At 53.8% G+C, this 18,569-nt stretch carries 19 protein-coding genes; 9 read left to right on the top strand and 10 right to left on the bottom strand.

Translation table 11 applies throughout. The features are described from left to right. Window position 1: 1 nt before the first annotated feature. The gene (locus tag AB4Y96_RS02715; RefSeq protein WP_091879627.1) at window positions 2-553 is read left to right on the top strand and encodes an RNA polymerase sigma factor; all 552 of its coding nucleotides are present in this window, start codon (window positions 2-4) and stop codon (window positions 551-553) included. On the opposite strand, the gene AB4Y96_RS02710 is transcribed toward AB4Y96_RS02715, so the two are convergent. Then, window positions 536-955: a response regulator gene (locus AB4Y96_RS02710; protein ID WP_091879629.1), complete on the bottom strand. Its 420-nt coding sequence runs from the start codon at window positions 953-955 to the stop codon at window positions 536-538. The genes AB4Y96_RS02715 and AB4Y96_RS02710 overlap by 18 nt on opposite strands. A gap of 141 nt (window positions 956-1,096) precedes the next feature. Here AB4Y96_RS02710 and AB4Y96_RS02705 point away from each other — a divergent pair, with 141 nt between their 5' ends. Beyond that, on the top strand, window positions 1,097-1,852 hold the full coding sequence (locus AB4Y96_RS02705; RefSeq protein WP_091879630.1) for a Crp/Fnr family transcriptional regulator: 756 nt from the start codon (window positions 1,097-1,099) through the stop codon (window positions 1,850-1,852). Window positions 1,853-1,875: 23 nt separating this feature from the next. Next, window positions 1,876-3,318 carry a sensor histidine kinase gene (locus AB4Y96_RS02700; RefSeq protein ID WP_441915500.1) on the top strand — a complete coding sequence of 481 codons (1,443 nt, stop codon included), beginning with the start codon at window positions 1,876-1,878 and terminating at the stop codon, window positions 3,316-3,318. A 7-nt stretch (window positions 3,319-3,325) separates the two neighbouring features. Here the strand turns inward: AB4Y96_RS02700 and AB4Y96_RS02695 are convergent, their stop codons facing one another. Further along, entirely contained in the window at window positions 3,326-3,691 is a 366-nt protein-coding gene (locus AB4Y96_RS02695) for a hypothetical protein (RefSeq protein ID WP_244518251.1), read from the bottom strand. 6 nt (window positions 3,692-3,697) lie between these two features. On the opposite strand from AB4Y96_RS02695, the gene AB4Y96_RS02690 reads away from it, so the two are divergent. Beyond that, window positions 3,698-5,221 carry a sensor histidine kinase gene (locus AB4Y96_RS02690; protein WP_441915673.1) on the top strand — a complete coding sequence of 508 codons (1,524 nt, stop codon included), beginning with the start codon at window positions 3,698-3,700 and terminating at the stop codon, window positions 5,219-5,221. Here AB4Y96_RS02690 and AB4Y96_RS02685 read toward each other — a convergent pair. From AB4Y96_RS02685 to AB4Y96_RS02670, 4 genes are all read right to left on the bottom strand, one after another. Next, window positions 5,201-5,647: a hypothetical protein gene (locus AB4Y96_RS02685; protein WP_441915498.1), complete on the bottom strand. Its 447-nt coding sequence runs from the start codon at window positions 5,645-5,647 to the stop codon at window positions 5,201-5,203. The two genes, AB4Y96_RS02690 and AB4Y96_RS02685, sit on opposite strands and share 21 nt — an antisense overlap. 1 nt (window position 5,648) lies before the next feature. Next, complete coding sequence (locus AB4Y96_RS02680) at window positions 5,649-5,987, bottom strand: DUF883 family protein (RefSeq protein WP_441915497.1); 339 nt, start codon at window positions 5,985-5,987, stop codon at window positions 5,649-5,651. A gap of 123 nt (window positions 5,988-6,110) precedes the next feature. Next, window positions 6,111-6,980: a PRC-barrel domain-containing protein gene (locus tag AB4Y96_RS02675; RefSeq protein WP_091880230.1), complete on the bottom strand. Its 870-nt coding sequence runs from the start codon at window positions 6,978-6,980 to the stop codon at window positions 6,111-6,113. 233 nt (window positions 6,981-7,213) lie between these two features. After that, window positions 7,214-7,372: a DUF3309 family protein gene (locus tag AB4Y96_RS02670; RefSeq protein ID WP_091879639.1), complete on the bottom strand. Its 159-nt coding sequence runs from the start codon at window positions 7,370-7,372 to the stop codon at window positions 7,214-7,216. 327 nt (window positions 7,373-7,699) lie between these two features. Between AB4Y96_RS02670 and AB4Y96_RS02665 the strand changes: the two genes are divergently transcribed. The 4 genes from AB4Y96_RS02665 to AB4Y96_RS02650 all read left to right on the top strand — a co-directional run bounded on the left by AB4Y96_RS02665 (window position 7,700) and on the right by AB4Y96_RS02650 (window position 11,237). Continuing rightward, on the top strand, window positions 7,700-9,553 hold the full coding sequence (locus AB4Y96_RS02665; RefSeq protein WP_441915494.1) for an AI-2E family transporter: 1,854 nt from the start codon (window positions 7,700-7,702) through the stop codon (window positions 9,551-9,553). 254 nt (window positions 9,554-9,807) lie between these two features. After that, window positions 9,808-9,999 carry a CsbD family protein gene (locus AB4Y96_RS02660; RefSeq protein WP_091879642.1) on the top strand — a complete coding sequence of 64 codons (192 nt, stop codon included), beginning with the start codon at window positions 9,808-9,810 and terminating at the stop codon, window positions 9,997-9,999. 121 nt (window positions 10,000-10,120) lie between these two features. Further along, window positions 10,121-10,927, top strand: a complete 807-nt coding sequence (locus tag AB4Y96_RS02655; RefSeq protein WP_441915492.1) for a transglutaminase-like domain-containing protein — start codon at window positions 10,121-10,123, stop codon at window positions 10,925-10,927. 67 nt (window positions 10,928-10,994) lie between these two features. Beyond that, window positions 10,995-11,237 (top strand): DUF768 domain-containing protein, encoded by a 243-nt coding sequence (locus AB4Y96_RS02650; protein ID WP_441915490.1) that lies wholly within the window; start codon window positions 10,995-10,997, stop codon window positions 11,235-11,237. On the opposite strand, the gene AB4Y96_RS02645 is transcribed toward AB4Y96_RS02650, so the two are convergent. From AB4Y96_RS02645 to AB4Y96_RS02630, 4 genes are all read right to left on the bottom strand, one after another. Then, complete coding sequence (locus AB4Y96_RS02645; protein ID WP_441915488.1) at window positions 11,234-14,485, bottom strand: error-prone DNA polymerase; 3,252 nt, start codon at window positions 14,483-14,485, stop codon at window positions 11,234-11,236. The two genes, AB4Y96_RS02650 and AB4Y96_RS02645, sit on opposite strands and share 4 nt — an antisense overlap. Continuing rightward, on the bottom strand, window positions 14,485-16,041 hold the full coding sequence (locus AB4Y96_RS02640; RefSeq protein ID WP_441915486.1) for a Y-family DNA polymerase: 1,557 nt from the start codon (window positions 16,039-16,041) through the stop codon (window positions 14,485-14,487). Before AB4Y96_RS02640 ends, AB4Y96_RS02645 begins: the two co-directional genes overlap by 1 nt. Continuing rightward, entirely contained in the window at window positions 15,950-16,735 is a 786-nt protein-coding gene (locus tag AB4Y96_RS02635; protein WP_441915485.1) for an ImuA family protein, read from the bottom strand. The genes AB4Y96_RS02640 and AB4Y96_RS02635 overlap by 92 nt, the downstream gene beginning before the upstream one ends. 94 nt (window positions 16,736-16,829) lie before the next feature. Continuing rightward, on the bottom strand, window positions 16,830-17,258 hold the full coding sequence (locus AB4Y96_RS02630; protein ID WP_441915483.1) for an Lrp/AsnC family transcriptional regulator: 429 nt from the start codon (window positions 17,256-17,258) through the stop codon (window positions 16,830-16,832). Window positions 17,259-17,380: 122 nt separating this feature from the next. On the opposite strand from AB4Y96_RS02630, the gene AB4Y96_RS02625 reads away from it, so the two are divergent. Then, complete coding sequence (locus tag AB4Y96_RS02625) at window positions 17,381-18,484, top strand: saccharopine dehydrogenase C-terminal domain-containing protein (RefSeq protein WP_441915482.1); 1,104 nt, start codon at window positions 17,381-17,383, stop codon at window positions 18,482-18,484. Window positions 18,485-18,569 lie beyond the last annotated feature (85 nt).

The following is an 18,569-nucleotide window of genomic DNA, read 5'->3' as shown; positions in this document are numbered from 1 at the left end:
AATGGTACATGAGTCTCCTGATTTCAAGAGAAATCTGATTGCGTCGCTGCCAAAGCTGCGTGCTTTCGCCGTATCGCTGATCGGCAACCCTGATCGCGCCGATGATCTTGTCCAGGACACGATCATGAAGGCGTGGGCCAAACAGGATTCTTTCGAGGCTGGCACGAACATCAAGGCTTGGTTATTCACAATCCTGCGCAATGAATTTTATAGCCAGATGCGCAAACGCGGGCGTGAAGTTCAGGATTCCGACGGTATTTTCACAGAGCAGCTTTCAGTGCATCCGGCGCAATATGGATCACTCGATTTGCAGGATTTTCGCAAGGCTTTGGAAAAACTACCCGATGATCAGCGTGAGGCAATTATCCTTGTCGGTGCATCAGGTTTTTCCTACGAGGAAGCGGCCGATATTTGCGAATGCGCTGTCGGAACAATCAAGAGCCGGGTGAGCCGTGCGAGAACGCGATTGCAAGAGCTTCTTGATGTGCAGGGCGAGGTGGATTACGGGCCCGATTCTATCTCTACCCAGGTTACCTCAAACAAATTTGCCTGAAATATCATCCTCATTTGTCCCTTGAGGCATTGGCGATGGCTTGGAAAATGCGGCTGCTACTGCCTGCAGGATCTGGGTCTTGCCATAGGGTTTCAGGACGACAGGCACATTGGCAAAGCCTGTAATGCCACTCCTTTGCTGGTCATAGGCGGTGACGAAGACAATAGGGGTACCCTGTCGTTGCAAAAGCATTGCTGCTTCGAACGATGAAGCGCCTCGAGCCTGAACTTCAAGAATGGCGATGTCGCATGGCTGCCCGCTCTGGACCCAGAAAAGCAGTTCTGCAACGGTTGAAACCACTTGAACAGATTTGGCACCGCACTCTTCGGCGATGCGTTCCAGCTCCAGTCCTATCAGAAATTCATCGTCCAGAACGAGAAGTCGCTTGCCGGTTAGTTCCATATTCACTGCTCCTAAAAACAGTGCCTATGCGCCCAATCGCTGATGTCTGTCATTTAACTATGACATGTCAAATGCGAAGAATTATCGGGCATTTGAGCGCCATCGTGCTAGCTTGCCGAGCAACTCTCAATTGAGAAAAACATGAAAACAAGCTCAGCTTCAACGGTGCGGCAATTCCCTTGCGAAAAGTGTCCCTTACAGGATTTTCCGCATTTTCAGCCGCATGACAAGGAAGAGGTAACGTTTCTATCTGGCTTCAAGTCAGGTGAACTTGTTGCTGACACCGGTACAACGTTTCTGGTTGAGGGCGCCAACAGTGCGCATCTGTTCACGGTTCTGTCGGGGTGGGCGTTTCGCTATAAAACCCTTGAAGATGGCCGCAGGCAGATACTCAACTATGTACTGCCCGGTGACCTTATCGGATTGCAAGGGTCCCTGATGAAGGAGATGCAGCACTCTATCGAGGCGATGTCGCCAGTCATTCTGTGCATGTTCCAACGCGATAAGTTACCTAATCTTTTTCGCAATTTCCCCAGTCTTGCCTATGACATTACATGGCTGGCATCACGCGAAGAGCAGATGCTGGATGAAATTCTGCTGAGTGTCGGCAGGCGCTCTGCGTTAGAGCGTGCGGCATATCTGTTTGCGTTTATTTTCCAGCGTGCCAAATCAGTGGGCATGGTGAAGGACAACAAACTTTTCGCTCCGCTCAGGCAACAGCATGTCGCCGACACGCTTGGCCTGTCTATTGTGCATACCAATAAGACACTCAAGAAACTCGCCGCTCGCGGTGCATTACGCTGGGTTGATCGCGGGTGTGAAGTTCTTGATGAAGCAATGCTTCTGGATATATCGGGGTGGCAGGGTTTGCCGAAGGTTCAGAGACCCTTTATCTAGTCATTCATGGAATGCAGGTCGTTGTGAACGACCCGGTTGGAGCAATGCATGTGATGCAATGGCGCAGATTATTGACGGGTTTTTCCGAGAGACCGGGGCGCGGGCTGGCAATCCTGATCTCGCTTGTCCTGATTGTCACGGCGGCTGCATCAACCGTTATTTTGACCCGCGGTTTCAATAACCAGATGGATGACGTCATCGCCACGTACCGGGTACGCGAGCAGGCAGACCGTACGCTGGCGCTTCTGAATGCGGCCCATAGCAACCAGCGTGGTTTTCTTCTGACCCAGAACCCGGCCTTTCTCGATTTATATCGCACTTCATCAACGCATCTGGATGAATCGCTCAACACGTTAAACGAGATGACAAGGGGCAATTCGCGCCAGCAGGTCATCGTTAGCCAAATTCAGGGGCTGGCGAAACAGAAACAGCAAAAAGTTGATTCAGCTATTGCGCTGTCGCTTGCCGGAAACAACAGCGATGCGCTTGCTTCGCTCGGACCGGATTTCGGTATCGGGCAAATGGATGAAATCAAGAAAACCATCGACGGTTTTCTGGCTGAAGAGGACCGGCGGCTGATCGCGCGCAATATTGCCATGGATGACCTGCGATTCTGGCTTACGATCGCGTCAATTGCGTCTCTCGGAGGTGCGCTTATTCTGGCCTATATCCTCGCCAGCCGTACCAAGCGCTATGTCCGCAAGCTTACCGAGGGCCAATCAACGCTCCTTTCTGAAAAATCACAGCTGGAAGAAATGGTGCAACTGCGTACCGCCGAGCTGGAAAAAGCCATGCTGGTGGCCACGCGCGAGAGGGCGCGTGTCGAAACGCTTCTTCAGGATTCCGATCATCGCATCGGTAATTCATTGGCCACAGTTTCATCGCTTCTCGGTATCCAGATGCGTGATGTGTCGTCGGAGGAAATCCGAGCAGCTCTTGGTGCTGCGCGTGATCGTATCCAGACGATTTCTTCGGCGCATCGTCGCCTCCGGCTGGGCAAAGATCACGAAACTGTTCGAGCCGATGAGTATCTGCCGGAGATCATTGCTGATCTGAAAGAATCCCATATTCATGACCGGGATATCCGGATCAGCTCCCATATTGAACCCATTGACCTGAGTTCGCGCGACGCCACAACACTGGGTATCATCATTGGCGAGTTGACCATGAACGCAATCAAACACGCCTTCCCGCATAACCGCGCCGGATCGATTGCAATCAGTCTGGCGCATGATGTGAACGGTGTTGTTGTGCTTGATATTGCGGATGACGGCGTTGGTATCCAGAAGAAGCTCCAAAAACGTGCATCCGGTATTGGATCGGTGATTGTTGCGCAGCTGTGTCAACAGTTTGGAGGTGAAGTGAACTACGCTGCAAACCCAAGCGGCGGCACATTGGTGACGGTTACATTTCCTTCGCTCCAGAGCGGCGGGACTCCAGAAAAAAAGAAGGCAGAAAACGAATGAAGGCGCGTCAGAGCGTTGCCGCGCCGGTCTCCGGCAAGTCTGCTTTTAGCTTTTCAAGAGCAAGCTCGATATCGCGCAGGTTGCGGGTGGAACCATCGTCAGTGTCCATTCCGCCTTCGGTTGCCGCGCGTTGCAATCCTCTTGCTTCACTTAAAAGTTCCTGCAGTTTTTCAATTTTTGCGGGTCTGGTCAGACTATTGTCGGATAGAATGTCTTTCACTTCGAGCATAAATTTCTCCCTTGCAGTGTTGATCAGAAAGAAACGGCGCTGGCGAATAAATGTTCCGATTGGGGAACAAAGGGTAATTCGTCGCGTTGATATCCGAAGCTGTTTTAATGTTGAAAGTAAGGGCGGCTCGACAAGGGGCGTCATGTGAATATGAAGTCAGGCCATATTTCCGAAAACATGTCAGAATCTCTGTCAGCCCCAGCTCGGTTGGATGTGCTTTCGGCTGTAAGTCAGTTGGAATTTCAGCCGGATGAACTTTACGATCTTGTGTCTCTGGCGTTGTCATTGTCGGGCAGTGACGTGGCTCAAATTGTGCTGGTTGGAGAGAACCAAAACCAGATACTGACGCAAGCAGGAACAATTTCCGACCGATCGCCTGACCTGTGGGTTTTCGGTGCTGGCGCGCTGGCTTTCTCCGGGGATGATTGTCTGGTCATTCCCGATGCGCGCGTAGACAAGCGCTTTTCCGATAACCACGCCGTGTCCGCGGCCCAGGGAGTGCGGTTTGTCGCAGCTGTTCCTGTGCGCGTTGAAGAAGAGCCTGTTGGCGCATTGATTATCGCATCCGTTGAACCCGTTCATGCCATCGCGCCGCAGCTTCAATCCCAGCTCAACCGGGTGGCTCGGCTTGCAGGCTCGTTTCTTGGCCTGAAGCGTGATGCGCAAAGCCGCACCAATTCCATTGCAACATTGCACAGAGACGAGTTGCGCAATGATATGGCGCTGGAGGTCGGCAATGTTGGCAGTTGGGTGTGGGACCTGAAAACAGGGAAATTTACAGGCAACAAGATGGCCTATTCCATGCTTGGACTCAACGATGACAAGCCGATCAATGGGGAGGATGTGTTTCGTGCGATGCATCCGGATGATTTTCCGCTGATGAAATCCGCATTCACACGGGCGCTCGCCCATAATCAGGATTACGTCGGTGAGTTTCGCGCCGCATCGTCAGGTCAATGGCTATTGGGTCGAGGTCGTATTTTCGAGCGTGATGCGGCGGGCAAGCCGCTGGTTGCTGTTGGTGTGAATATCGATATCACCAGCACCCGCAATGCTGCGGAGAAAACGCGGCTGTTGCTGCGCGAATTGAATCACCGGGTCAAAAACACGCTGGCTATGCTGCAGTCTCTGGCACGGCAGACGCTCAACCGGACCTCCGATCCGGCAGAATTCATGGAAGCATTTTCTGGCCGCCTGAGAGCGATTTCCGAGGCGCATACGCTTTTGTCGGATCGGGAATGGAGCGGCATCAGTCTCATTGATCTCATTACAAAACAGGTCGAGCCCTATGCGATCTATGACCCCTCACAGGTCATTCTTGAGGGCGAGGATATGGTTCTGCCGCCGGATCATGCGCTGGGTCTTGGCATTGCGTTGCATGAACTGGCTACCAATGCAGCCAAACATGGTGCGCTGTCGTCAGCACATGGCCGGGTGCGTGTTTCGTGGCAGACGGAACCCGGTCTCGATGAATCGCGTGTCGTTATCCATTGGGTGGAAACAGACGGTCCGCGCGTCACGCCTCCGGCAGCCCGCGGTCTGGGCGAGCGATTGATTGAGCGCAGTCTGGATAAGGTTTTGTCGAGCAGTGTCCGGTTGAGTTATCCCGAAACCGGCATGGAAGTTCTGATTTCCATGCCGATAAAGGAAAGCTCAAACATCGTCGTTGGTTGAGGGCTTTTTCTTCGTAAGGAGAGAGAGGCCGGCAAAAGCAATGACGGGAACAGCGAGCATCAGCAGTCCGCGCGATTTCAATACGGTAGGCGCGGCTGCCAGTGCAGCGATAGTCAGAAGGGTTGATTTATCAACCTTTGACCGCTCGCGTTGGCGCTTGCGGGCAATTATTTCGGAAATTTTCATGACGATATAGGCCAGCAGCGCGAGAACGAACGCGCCTCCGGCCAGAATCAGGGCTGCATGCAGTTCGCCGAAACGTTCTGCTAGCGCGATGTAGCCTGCCACCAGCAGGAAGACCGCGCCAACTACCGATAGAATGCCAATCAGCGCCAGGAAAATAGCACGCCGTTTCGCCCTGTTCACCGCAGAACCGAGCTCTCCAGAAACAGCACTGGATAGAAGTGGGGCCAGCAATTTCAGCATGTCAGCGACGGGCTATCAGAGCCAGAAGAAATCCGACACCCGCAGCGACAGCAACTGTTGTCAAAGGATTTTCCCGCACAGTCTCCGTCAGCTGATCTTCGATTGCCTTTGCCTGCGAGCGGATTTCGTCCAAAGCGTCTTCACCGCGTGCACGGGCGTTTTCAAAGCTTGAGGAGGCATTGCTTGTCGCCTCTCTCGCTGAATTCTTGCCGATTTTGGCGAGTGTCGCAGCAATGCTCGCAATATCCTCTTTCAATGCGGCCACCTGTGCCTGAAGATCAGGATTGGTTTCGGTTGCATCATCCACGACTTTGCGAACTTTTGAAGATACTGACGCCATTAAAGGAACTCCTTGAGAAATATAGGTTTCATGGGTGGAAACGCCCCGCACAGATATTGGTTCCAAAGCGGAGCAAAGACCATCGCCGACGCAACTGCCCACTTTTGTTATGGTATACAGGTGCTATTCGGCGCTGCCGCGCAGCAGAATTTTCTCGCTATCCGCTTTGTAAGCCTCCTCGGTATAGGCTGGATGCGCTTCAAGCTGCTGCTTGGTGAACGGCGTATAGACAGCGATCTTGCCGTCCTTGCCAGCGAGCAGGTCAAGATTCTCAATTGAAATAGCGATTGGTTTCTTTCCCAAACCGAGAAAGCCACCGACATCCACGACAAATGCTTCCACCTGACCATCAGGCGTCATCAGGGCATCTCCCACTGTGCCCAATGTCTCTTCGTCAGACCCGTAGACCGTTGTGCCAATCAACTTTTCGGCGCTGACAGCAGTTGCCGGTACCGCTTTCAAACCATCGCGCACGCTTGTTGTTGCTTCCGGCACAGGCTTTGCGGGCTGAAGTGCGGGTTTTGCAAATTCTGCAGAAACGCCTTCGCCAGCCAATGCAGCCTTGTCAAAGGCGGGTGCTTTTTCGAGCTCCTCCTTGCTGGTGGTGATAACGAGCCAACGGCTACCATCCGCGCGGTCTGCCCAGTTCAGGTCATTCAATACAACAGCCACATCTTTCTCGCCGATACCGAGGAAACCACCCACACCGACGATTGCAGCCTGCGCCATACCATTGGCATCGAGCACCACATCTTTTACTCCGCCGATGGAGACAGCATCATCCTGAGGGCCGGTATAGACTTTCTGCCCGATTAATCCTGATGTCAGAATTTGTCCTCGCTCGGCTTTCAGATAGCGTCCGGCGCTTGGCACGGGCTTGGCCGCTTCGTTAAAAATTCCGCGCATTTCCGTCGGGTTGGAACCCTGGCTCTGAGCGAAGCCGGAGGTGGTCAGAACTGTCATCAAAGCGGTGGTGATCAAGAGGCGTTTCATCATGGGAATATGGTTCCTGTGTAATGTAATGATGAGAAAGAAACGCCGGCCCAGTGGCCGGCGCAAAGGACATGGGTTGAAGTGCTCCTATGAAAGGTAGCCAAGGAACCAGAGAATGAGAATGATCGGTAATGGCAAGCCGATGAGCCAAAGCAAAACTCCACGCAGCATATTCAGTAACTCCTGATTGTGATGTCTGATCTGTGGGTCAGGTCAGAATTCAAGCATTTCAATTAGATGCGGCCCAAAAGAAGCAGGATAAGCAGGATAACCAGCACAATACCAAACAGGCCGGACGGGCCGTAACCCCATGCCCGCGAGTAGGGCCAGCTGGGAAATACGCCGATGAGGACCAGTATCAGAATGATAATCAGAATGGTGGTCACTGGCATGTCTGCCTCTCTCCTTTTGAGCGGTCCGTTATTCTGAAAACTTCCGATATCGGTTTTTGTTCCGGGGCATTGCAGCCTCTATTTCGGACCGTCTGATCGCAAGACGATGATTTTGTCCGCTTTGCAGCGATGTCAGCATGGCTGATGCAACCAAATTCAGCCGGCTTCGTTTCAGTGGCGTGTTTCAAATGGAGAGGGATTGTATGATTTCGGGGGAGTGGGGCGATTATGCCGTCTGAAACTACGCGGAAGACTTCGCCTCGTGCGGTAGAGCGCGTCACGCAAAAATCAGTTTATGCGCCAACTCAGGCGGAGATTGACGGGCGAATGCAATTTCCGCCCGTTATTGTTGCCATTGCCGTGATTGGTGCGCTCTATTTTGCCCGGGATATTTTGGTTCCGCTTGCGTTGGCGCTGCTTTTGACCTTCGCCCTGTCGCCTTTGGTCACTTATCTCCATCGCTTCGGAATTCCAAAAGTTCTGTCGGTTATCAGCGTTGTGCTGACCGCCTTTATTGCAATATTCCTGTTTGCCACAATTGTGGTTGGTCAGTTGACAGTGCTGGCGCAGAATTTGCCAAGTTATCAGTATAATATCGAGGCGAAGATCCGGACCATCAAAGATGCTCAGTCGGGCAACGGTGTTTTTGATCGCGGCGTGCGTATGTTCAAACGCCTTGGCGAGGAAATTGGCCGGTCCGATGAAGTGGAGCGGTTTGCTGCCAATAATAATGACGATCAAAAGGCCCAGCCGCCGCAAAATGTGGCACCGGCGGACCAGCAAAACCGGCCGGCTCTGCGCAAGGACGATCCCGACAAGCCCGTTCCGGTGGAAATTCGCTATCCTGCGCCTGATCCCCTGCAATTGCTGCAAACCGTTGCCGGACCCTTGATCCAGCCATTGGCGACGGTTGGTATTGTCATTGTGTTTGTCATCTTCATGTTGCTGCGACGCGAGGATTTGCGTGATCGCTTTATAAAACTCGTGGGGGCCAGCGATATTCATCGCACGACGACAGCCTTGCATGATGCGGGCAAGCGTGTCGGCCAATATCTCCTGATGCAGTTGGTCATCAATATCTGCTTTGGTGTTCCGATCGGGATTGGTCTTTGGCTTATCGGTATTCCCAATCCCATGCTTTGGGGTCTTCTGGCGATTGCGCTGCGCTTTGTGCCCTATATCGGCCCATTCATCGCCGCGTCTTTCCCGCTTATTCTTGCACTGGCGGTCGACCCCGGCTGGATGCTTTTATTGTGGACCGCTGCCCTGTTCATCGTTCTGGAACTCATCAGCAACAACATTATGGAGCCTGTGCTTTACGGTTCAAGGACCGGGCTCTCGCCGGTTGCCATTCTGCTCGCGGCCATTGTCTGGACCTGGATATGGGGTCCTATCGGGCTTCTTCTTTCCACCCCACTGACGGTCTGCCTCGTCGTGCTTGGTCGCCATGTGCCGCGCTTCGAGTTTCTCGATGTGCTGCTCGGCAACGAGCCTGTGCTGCTGCCGCCACAACAGCTTTATCAGCGGTTATTGTCAGGCGATCCTGATGAAGCCACAGAGAAGGCAGAGGACTATCTCCAGTCGTCAACAATCAGCGATTATTATGTATCGGTTGCTGTGCCCGCACTGTTTCTGGCCGAACACGACCGGGGGCGGGGTGTGCTGGATGCGTCCCGTCGCGGCAGGGTTGTACAGAGCATGATACGCCTCGTTGAAAACCTGTCCGATCATGAGGATATGGAAGAGGAAGCGGATGAGGATGCAACAAGTGCCGAACCTGCAAAAGCAAAGAACGATACAACCAAAAAACCGAAGACGATCATCTCGGCGGGCGGGCGTGGCAATCTTGACGATGCAGCGGCAGTCATTGTCGGCGACATTCTGGAGCGGCAAGATTTCGATGTTCGTGATATTACCCATGATGAACTTGAGACCGTCAATATCGATAAACTTGATCTTACGGATGCGAGCGCTGTTTATGTCAGCTATCTCAACACGTCTTCCATAGCGCATGCCCGCTATCTCGTTCGCCGTATCCGGCGGCGCAACGCGCGCATTAAAATCATCATTGGTTTCTGGGCGGAAGATTCTGGGAATGTCGAGGGTGAAAAGATCGTTGGGTCGACCAAAAATTGCTATTTTTCCTCGTCCATCAAAGAAGCTGTGGCTTTGATCGCCTGATGATCCGGGCATTTGCAGAAAGCAATGACTTGATGGGAACCAAGACAATTCTGTGACGTTTCAAATTAGCTGATCACATGGTGGTCGGTACGTTCAGAACCCGGTGCCTGTTCCCCCGTGGGCGCCGGGTTTTCTCGCATAAAAAATTCATATTTCACTTTATTTTCAATATCTTGAATATTTCTTTGGTCGTTGGAACCTGATGCCATTTGGGCCGTTTAGAGTGCGTGAACAAACACGCAAGGAGTTCCCCGATGGGTAGCACAAGTGACAAGATTTCCGGACTTGCAAACAAGGCAGCCGGTAACATCAAACAGGCAGCCGGCAAGGCGACAGGTTCCACGAAGCTGCAAGCCGAAGGCAAGGCTCAGGAACTGAAGGGCGATGCCCAGCAGGTGAAGGGCAAGGCCAAGGATGCCGTCAAGAAGGTCGTTGACCGGGCGTGATCGCCGATATGATTTAACGTTCTAACCGGCTCGTCATCGAGCCGGTTGCTTTTTGTCTGATAGTCTGTCGTCTTGAACATCATTCCAAAAATAATAATCCAATATCTTGAGGGGCCTGCTGATGAGACTGAGTGTCGGGTGTGAGTTGAGTTTCGATTTCGCGCAGGAAACGCCCCTGATTGCCATTTTGAATGTGCATCATTCGCGGGTGGATGACATTGAAGGCATTGAGACATTTGAGGCGACACTGGGCTCCAGCGTTGATGGTTATCACGACCAGTTCGGCAATTGGTGCAATCGTATCCTTGCCGCGCCGGGTCCATTCACCTGCTCGACCAATGCGGTGGTTCATGACAGCGGTATGCCTGATCCGGTTGTTCTGGATTCCGTCCAGCACCGGGTGCAGGACTTGCCCGCTGAAACTTTGGTCTATCTTCTGGGCAGCCGCTATTGTGAGACGGATGTATTGAGTGAGGACGCATGGCGGCTTTTCGGCTACACGCAGGAAGGCTGGCCGCGGGTTCAGGCGGTTTGTGATTATGTCCATAATCACATTACATTCGGCTACGAGTTTTCCAATCCGACACGTACAGCTGCATCGGGCTATTGGGAAGGCCGTGGCGTTTGCCGGGATTTTACCCATTTGGCGGTGGCATTTTGCCGGTGCCTCAATATTCCGACCCGCTATTGCACTGGCTACATCACCGATATTGGCGTCCCTCTGCCGCACTCCACTATGGATTTCTGTGCCTGGATGGAAGTTTATCTGGGTGGACAGTGGCATGCATTCGATCCGCGCAACAACAAGCCGCGCATAGGGCGCGTTAAAGTAGCACATGGACGGGATGCAGCGGATGTTCCGCTGACCAATGTTTTTGGCCCCAATGTGCTAACCAAGTTTACGGTTTGGGCAAAAGAGGCAGTGTGATATTCTGCTTTTTTCGCAACCTTCTCCGCCGCCGGCAGTTTTGACTGGAGGTATATAGGAGGACAGCATGAGCCAACGTGCGATTGATTTCGTCAATAATTGGATTGAAGCTAATGTCCATGCAACGCGTCCGGCGGATATGGCGCATCATGATCCAAGGCCAAAACAGCTTGTAGCCAAATGCACCGCCGATGCGGAGGCAGCTGGTATTTCGAGTGAAGAAATACTTGATGGTATTGGTGATCTGGAAATTTGCATGATCACCGCCATTGATCGGACCGCCTTGGTCAAAAGCCGTAAACAGGCCTAATGAAAATCCCGGGATTTGGGTAGGATGCGCACATTGCGTGGATGGCGAGCTCTCGATTGATCGGGAACCGGATGCACCACTTCGTCGCCGCGAGATACGGGCAAAGACGGCAATTGCTCGGAAAGACGGTAAAGGTCAGCCGTGCGATCAATCAGCTTGCCAGCAACGATATGCGTGACGTTATCGCTGCTTTGCACGACACCCTCAATGAGGATGAGACGGGAACTCATGACTTCCTTGCGATAGATGCGCATTATCTTTGACCAGACGATGATATTGGCAATGCCGGTTTCATCCTCGATCGTCATAAACACGACGCCCTTGGCGCTACCCGGTCTTTGCCGAACAGTCACGACGCCTGCCAGTTTGACGCGCTTTTTACTGGTCATGGACGTCGCCTGTTTGCAGGTCACCACGCCTTCAGCTGTAAGAGATTGACGCAGAAACTGGATGGGGTGACCTTTGAGTGAGAGCCGGATGGATTCATAATCGGCAATGACATGCTCGGCCATTTGCATTTGCGGCAATAGCGTCGCGGGTTCCTGTGCCAGTTCGTTGGTTTCAGCAATTTGAAATAGGGGTAGAGTTGTGTTGTCTGGAAATCTGCGAACAGCCCAGAGTGCTTCGCGCCGGTCGATACGAAGCGAGCGAAAACAGTCTGCATCGGCAAGCAGGACAAAGGCGCGGCGTTCCAGCCGTGTCATGCGGCGCACTTCTTCGATATCCACATAAGGCCGCATCCGCATTTTGCAAATCTCCTCCGCCCAAGCCTTAGAGAAGCCGTCGACCTGTCGAAAGCCCATGCGCATCGCGAGTTGGTTATTGGTGTCTTTTTCCAGCGTATTGTCCCACTCACTAAAATTGACATCGACCGGAAGCACTTTTACCCCGTGTTCTCTTGCATCGCGGATAATCTGAGCCGGGGCGTAGAAACCCATGGGCTGGGAGTTCAGCAGCGCGACAGCGAAAACTTCCGGGTGATGACATTTGATCCACGAGGAAATGTAGACAAGAATGGCGAAACTCGCCGCGTGGCTTTCCGGAAAACCATATTCGCCAAAGCCTTTGATCTGGTTGAAACAGTTCTGCGCAAAGGTGCGTTCATATCCCCGACGCACCATGCCTTCGACCATCTGTTCCTGCATTTTATGAATGGTGCCGCGATTACGGAATGTTGCCATGGCGCTGCGCAATTTATTGGCTTCATCAGGGGTGAAGCCTGCCGCTTCAATGGCAATGCGCATGGCCTGTTCCTGAAACAGTGGAACGCCAAGGGTTTTTGCCAGAACATTTTTCAGTTCGTCCTTGTCACCATGCTCAGGAGACGGAGAGGGATAATCAACTTTTTCAATCTCATTTCGACGGCGCAGATAGGGATGAACCATATCGCCCTGAATGGGGCCAGGACGCACAATAGCCACCTCGATGACCAGATCATAAAATTTCCTCGGGCGCAGCCGTGGCAACATGTTCATCTGGGCACGGCTTTCCACCTGAAACACTCCAAGGGAATCGGCTTTGCAGAGCATGTCGTAAACCCGAGAATCCTCTTGCGGGACAGTCGCAAGTTCGTAGCGTTCGCCGCCTTTATGCAGATGAATGAGATCAAAAGCCTTGCGGATGCAGGTCAGCATGCCGAGTGATAGCACATCGACTTTCATAATCCTGAGTGTGTCGATGTCATCCTTGTCCCACTCGATAAAAGAGCGATCTTTTTTGGCTGCCGGACCAATGGGAACAGTTTCATCCAGCCGTTGCTGTGTCAGAACAAAACCGCCCACATGCTGCGAGAGATGGCGGGGGAAACCCATAAGCTCCGTCGCCAGTTTGACGGCGCGGCGGATCATGATGTTTTCAGGATCGAGTCCCGCCTGACGCACCTCATGCTGCTCCACGGTTGTACCCCAACTGCCCCACACCGTATTGGCAAGGGCAGCGGTTACATCTTCCGTCAATCCCAGCGCCTTGCCGACATCACGGATGGCGCTGCGCGGGCGATAGCTGATGACAGTCGCGACAATGGCGGCGCGATGTCGACCATAGCGCTCGTAAACCCATTGCATGATTTCTTCGCGCCGCTCGTGTTCGAAATCGACATCGATATCGGGTGGTTCCTTACGCTCTACTGAAAGAAAGCGTTCGAAAAGCGCATTGCCGTTGGTGGGATCGACAGCGGTGATATGCAGACAATAGCAAACGGCTGAATTGGCGGATGAACCGCGTCCCTGACACAGGATGTTCAATGACCGCGCATGGGTGACGATATCATGAACTGTCAGGAAATAGGGTGCATATCCAAGCGTTCCGATCAGCGTCAGCTCCTTGTTCAGGAGGTCGCGGACCATATCAGGAATGCCTTCAGGATAACGTTTTGCAGCTCCTTTCCACGTTTCGTCGACCAGATGCTGCTGTGGCGTTTTACCCGGTGGCACCGGTTCATCCGGATAGAGATATTGCAACTCACCCATGGAGAAGGTGATCGGTTTGACGAAGCGCGGGACTTCCTCAAGGGCAGAGCGGAAATGCCGGAAAAGATGCTGCATCTCCTCCTGTGATTTCAGATGTCTTTCCGCATTCTGTTCCAGTCTTCGTCCCGCCGTATAAATGGTCACATGCTCGCGAATGCAGGTCAGCACATCCTGCAAGGGACGACGGGAAGGTGTGTGATAGAGCACATTGTTGACCGCCAGCAGAGGAACGCCAGCAGCGAGGCCTGTTCGCTCCAGCCGCTCACCATAACGCCGGTCTGCTCCCTTATAGGACATGGCGAGCCCAAGCCAGACGCAGCCCGGAGCAACCACGGCGAGTTTTTTCAGCAAAGGTCCGAGGCTTTTGTCGGGGTGTGCCGGAGGCATAACTGCCGTCTGGAAATCCTTAGCGCGGAAAAGGAAGTCCTCAAGCACAAGATGGCACAGGCCTTTGATTTTTGCCCGCTCTTTACCCTCGCTCAAAAGGCGGCAAAGCTGACCATAGGCTGCGCGGTCGCGCGGGTAGACAATCATATCTGGCGTTCCATCAATGAACATCAGCCGGCAGCCGATATAGAGATTGAGCTTTACCCCTTCTTCCTCCGTCAATTCCTTATGGGTCTTATAGGCGCGTACAACCCCGGCAAGCGTATTGCGATCTGCAATGCCAATGCCTTCAAGGCCCAGCAATGCCGCCGCCTGTACCAGTTCTTCCGGCTGTGATGCGCCTTCGAGAAAAGAGAAATTGCTGGTGACGGCAAGCTCCGTATAGCTCGCCATCACGCAAAGAGTCCGTGCAGATACCAGCGCGGTGTGGTCTGCCCGCGCTCATAGAGACCTTCGCGGAACACCCAGAAGCGATGCCCCTGATTGTCCTCAAGCCGATAATAATCCCGTGTCAGAGCGCCCGCATGTTCACGCCACCATTCCGGCGCGATGCGCTCCGGCCCCTCAGCCAGAACAATATTGTGCCTGATTTTTCGCCAGACGAATTGAGCCGGTGCACCATCGGGAACGCCTGCCATGGTTTCGATTCGCTCCGGCGGCTGAAATAGCCGGATGGGGCGTTCGGGTGGTTCACCCGGATGATGATCCGGTGTCCATTCAACGGGCGGGGTTGTCGTCGTCTGCGATGCAGGTTCCAGCGAAACGGCACGTTCAGGAATGTGCGTATCGACGGCATGCGGGCGCAAGACCCTGTTCGTGCCGAGACGAATGGAGAGCCGGTCGATCAGGCTACCGATTTCCTCGGTTTCCTGAATATTATTGTCGAGACTTTTCTGCAGGGCCTGCGTTCGCTCGACCCGTACGGCAGCGAGGCGGATAATATCAAAACCGTAACCGGCATCGAGTGGCTCGGAAAGCGTCGATAACCGTTCCTTCAACAGTCTGAACAGGGTTTTTGTATCAACAAGCGGCTGTCCTGCCTGAATGCTGATACGCCTGACATTTCCGTCGACGCGGAAAAAGGAAGCCTCGATTTCCCGCGCGCCCTCGACGCGCTGCTGCAATTGCCTGAAGAGTTCGTCGCCCAGCCCGTGAAGTACAAGCTCAACGGATTCCATGACAATCAGCGGTTCGGCCATTCGCCGTTCGACCATGCAGACCGGCACAATGCGCCGGGGGGAGATTGGTTGGTTCGCGTAGCCGAAAAGCGCATCCAGACGGTCAATAAGTTCTGAGCCGAAACGGGCGGCAAGGGCTGCCCGGGGAAGCACCTCAATATCCCCAACACTACGCAGGCCCGCCCGTTTCAATCCGGCCAGATGCACGTCTTCAATGTCGAGACTGACGAGCCGCAAACGGCGCAATTTCTCGTTGAGTGAGGTATCGTCAATAACCCCTCCCGGCGAATGACGGGCAAAGGCATGGGCAGCCGGGACATTGCCTGCAATGGCAGAGCGGACAATCATGCCATGCTGGTTCAGGCGTTGGTGGATGTCTTTCCGCATCGTCTCTTCGTCACCGAAAAGATGCACACAGCCTGTGATGTCGAGCATGAGCCCATCGGAGCCATCAAGCGCCACCAGCGGCGTATAGCGGTCGCACCAGTCGGCCAGTTTTTCCAAAAGGACTGCATCCTTGCGCGGTGAAGCAAAGGCAATGTCCAACTGTTCAAATTGCGCGCGGGCGTCGGTCAAAGCCATGGTCTTATATAATCCTGCCTTGGTGGCTCTCTCATCGAGTGCAGTCAGGCGCAGGGCATTGGCCACCTTGTCGACCACGATCAGAAACTGATCGGATTTAGCCCGTTGCGGATTTTCGCGTTTGAGGCGGTCGGTGGGCAGGTGTGGAAACCACAGCGCCAGAAACCGGTTCGATCTGTCGGAAAACATGATCATCACTCTCCCATTGCAGGATCCAATGGCCTGTCATGCCCTGCCTGTTGCGGATAAGGGTTGCGTCAAAGACCGGCTGACCGGGTGCATTGGCGCCGCTGGACTGCGAAGGCGCAGAGCGGATTATCCAGCGGGTCACGGCGGAATTGTCGATAGGAACGGCGCCCAGCCGGAGAAGCAAGGCGGGCACATCCGTCTGCTGGGCAGTAAGCAGCAATTTTCGGGTGGCAGTGAGGTCAAGGCACTTCGGATTGCTCCACGGTGCAATGATGACAGCGCCAGTTCCCCTGATGCCAAGACTGTCCGATGCGGCTTTCAGAACATCCTGTGGTGACGAGCAGCGCACGATCACAAGACGTTCCGGGTCCAGTCCGAGATTTTTTAGCCCCGGCGCATAGGGAAAGCCATGTTCCTGAGCTGCAAAATCTTCTTCGAGCCAGATAACAGGGCTTTGACCAGAGGAAGAGCGCAAGGCAAGGGCGATGACAAATCCGGTTGCTGCTCCTGCATCATTCATTTCAGCTGAAAAGACCTCGTGCAGGGCTCCCCGTTGCAGGCCTTTGCCAAGCACTTTGTCGATGCTTCTGTCGCCAAAACCAAAGGCGCTGCGCTGCGCATGCGCTTCCAGCGCATCTCGCTCGCTTAAAGACGCAATGTCGCGCCGCAACGCCGTAAGGTCGACGGTTGTCACCACGGTTTCCCCTGAATGTTCATGATATGTTCTATTATGGAATCCATTGAGGCAAAGAGTCAAGCGGACTCTGAGGCAGCGGGAATTCTGTTTTTTAGCGGTCGATGCGTGTGGACAGGATAATGGAAGAAATGGTGCGTTCCACGCCTTCCAGCGCGCCGATCTGGTCCAGCAGGGTGTCAAGTTCACTGATTGATGGAGCCTCAAGAATGACGATCATATCATACTGCCCGCTGACCGAATGCAGGGTGCGCACCCAGGCAATCTCGCGCAAGGCTATTTCAACCCGCTTGGCAAACTTTGGCAAGGCCGTGACCAGCACGTGAGCCTTGACCAGATCGCGCTCATATTCGGGCGAAAGCAGCACGCTGTAGCCGCGAATCATGCCGCGTTTTTCCAGCCGGTCTATCCGGCTTTGCACGGTGGTGCGCGAAACGCCCAGCCTGCGGGCAAGGTCGGCAGTGGAGGCGCGGGCATTCTCGCGTAGCAGGGAAAGCAGGGCGTGATCGGCATCTGTCAGCATAATGTCATACCCATACGGCATATTGACCAAAAATAGGGTGGCATATCGTCAGTTTACACGCTTCATTTCGCCGAACAAGAGTGGAATAATAGTGAAAGTTCTGAAATCCTGAGGGGAATCACATGAAAGAGATCGTCATTGTCGGTGCAGGCAAAATCGGCGGAACAATCGCCAACCTGCTCGCAAACACCGGAGATTACCGCGTAACCGTCGTCGACCGGGCGCAGGCACAACTTGATGCTCTCGAAGTTTCCCCGCTCGTTATTACCCGTTGCATTGAAATCGGCGAAGAGGGTGCACTTGAAAAGGTTCTTGCCGGCAAGTTTGCTGTGCTGAGCGCTGCTCCTTTCCACCTGACCACACGCATTGCCCAGGCTGCTGCTTCATCGGATGTGCATTATCTCGATCTGACCGAGGACGTTGCCAGCACCCGCATCGTCAAGCAGCTTGCCGCAACGGCAAAGACCGCTTTCATTCCCCAGTGCGGCCTGGCTCCGGGCTTCATCTCGATAGTTGCCAATGATCTGGCCAAGCGCTTTGATACGCTGGAAAGCGTGCGTATGCGCGTCGGCGCTCTGCCGCAGTATCCGTCCAATGCACTCAACTACAACCTTACCTGGAGCACGGACGGCGTCATCAACGAATATTGCGAGCCATGCGAAGCCATTGTCGATGGTGAGCTGACCGAAGTACCGCCGCTGGAAGAGCGCGAGGAATTCTCGCTCGATGGCGTAACCTATGAAGCCTTCAATACCTCAGGTGGTCTTGGCACTTTGTGCGAAACGCTCCTCGGCAAGGTTCGCACCCTGAACTACCGCACGATCCGCTATCCCGGCCATGCGGCCATCATGAAGGCTCTGCTCAACGATCTTGGTCTGCGTGACCGCCGTGATGTGTTCAAAGATATCCTTGAGAATGCACTGCCTTCGACCATGCAGGACGTTGTGGTGATTTTCGTAACAGTCAGTGGCCGCAAGAAGGGCCGTCTGTTGCAGGAAACCTATGCCAACAAGGTTTATAGCGGTCACATTGGCGAGATGCTCTATAGCGGCATCCAGATCACCACGGCTTCGGCCATCTGCGCAGTTCTCGACATGCTGGCCAATGGCGATCTGCCGCAGCAGGGCTTCCTCAAGCAGGAAGACATTGCGCTTGATGCCTTCCTCGCCAATCGTTTCGGCAAGGCCTATGCGCAGGCTGACACAGCAGGCCGCCTCGTCGCCTGATCGTTTCATCTGACCGCACAGAATGAAATCACGCGCTGGACCCTGTGTCCGGCGCGTTTTTTGTTGCGGTATTTCGTCCATTTCC

This window comes from Phyllobacterium sp. TAF24 (assembly GCF_052113785.1).
Classification (GTDB): domain Bacteria; phylum Pseudomonadota; class Alphaproteobacteria; order Rhizobiales; family Rhizobiaceae; genus Phyllobacterium.
This window is presented reverse-complemented; position numbering and strand designations above follow the sequence as displayed.

Excerpts from the sequence above, each read along its gene's own strand:
- AB4Y96_RS02665 (WP_441915494.1), top strand. The coding sequence starts at position 7,700 with ATGCAATTTCCGCCCGTTATTGTTGCCATTGCCGTGATTGGTGCGCTC.
- AB4Y96_RS02670 (WP_091879639.1), bottom strand. The coding sequence starts at position 7,372 with ATGCCAGTGACCACCATTCTGATTATCATTCTGATACTGGTCCTCATC.
- AB4Y96_RS02715 (WP_091879627.1), top strand. The coding sequence starts at position 2 with ATGGTACATGAGTCTCCTGATTTCAAGAGAAATCTGATTGCGTCGCTG.
- AB4Y96_RS02710 (WP_091879629.1), bottom strand. The coding sequence starts at position 955 with ATGGAACTAACCGGCAAGCGACTTCTCGTTCTGGACGATGAATTTCTG.
- AB4Y96_RS02680 (WP_441915497.1), bottom strand. The coding sequence starts at position 5,987 with ATGGCGTCAGTATCTTCAAAAGTTCGCAAAGTCGTGGATGATGCAACC.
- AB4Y96_RS02625 (WP_441915482.1), top strand. The coding sequence starts at position 17,381 with ATGAAAGAGATCGTCATTGTCGGTGCAGGCAAAATCGGCGGAACAATC.
- AB4Y96_RS02655 (WP_441915492.1), top strand. The coding sequence starts at position 10,121 with ATGAGACTGAGTGTCGGGTGTGAGTTGAGTTTCGATTTCGCGCAGGAA.
- AB4Y96_RS02685 (WP_441915498.1), bottom strand. The coding sequence starts at position 5,647 with ATGCTGAAATTGCTGGCCCCACTTCTATCCAGTGCTGTTTCTGGAGAG.
- AB4Y96_RS02645 (WP_441915488.1), bottom strand. The coding sequence starts at position 14,485 with ATGGCGAGCTATACGGAGCTTGCCGTCACCAGCAATTTCTCTTTTCTC.
- AB4Y96_RS02705 (WP_091879630.1), top strand. The coding sequence starts at position 1,097 with ATGAAAACAAGCTCAGCTTCAACGGTGCGGCAATTCCCTTGCGAAAAG.
- AB4Y96_RS02690 (WP_441915673.1), top strand. The coding sequence starts at position 3,698 with ATGAAGTCAGGCCATATTTCCGAAAACATGTCAGAATCTCTGTCAGCC.
- AB4Y96_RS02695 (WP_244518251.1), bottom strand. The coding sequence starts at position 3,691 with ATGACGCCCCTTGTCGAGCCGCCCTTACTTTCAACATTAAAACAGCTT.
- AB4Y96_RS02660 (WP_091879642.1), top strand. The coding sequence starts at position 9,808 with ATGGGTAGCACAAGTGACAAGATTTCCGGACTTGCAAACAAGGCAGCC.
- AB4Y96_RS02650 (WP_441915490.1), top strand. The coding sequence starts at position 10,995 with ATGAGCCAACGTGCGATTGATTTCGTCAATAATTGGATTGAAGCTAAT.
- AB4Y96_RS02675 (WP_091880230.1), bottom strand. The coding sequence starts at position 6,980 with ATGAAACGCCTCTTGATCACCACCGCTTTGATGACAGTTCTGACCACC.
- AB4Y96_RS02640 (WP_441915486.1), bottom strand. The coding sequence starts at position 16,041 with ATGTTTTCCGACAGATCGAACCGGTTTCTGGCGCTGTGGTTTCCACAC.
- AB4Y96_RS02630 (WP_441915483.1), bottom strand. The coding sequence starts at position 17,258 with ATGCTGACAGATGCCGATCACGCCCTGCTTTCCCTGCTACGCGAGAAT.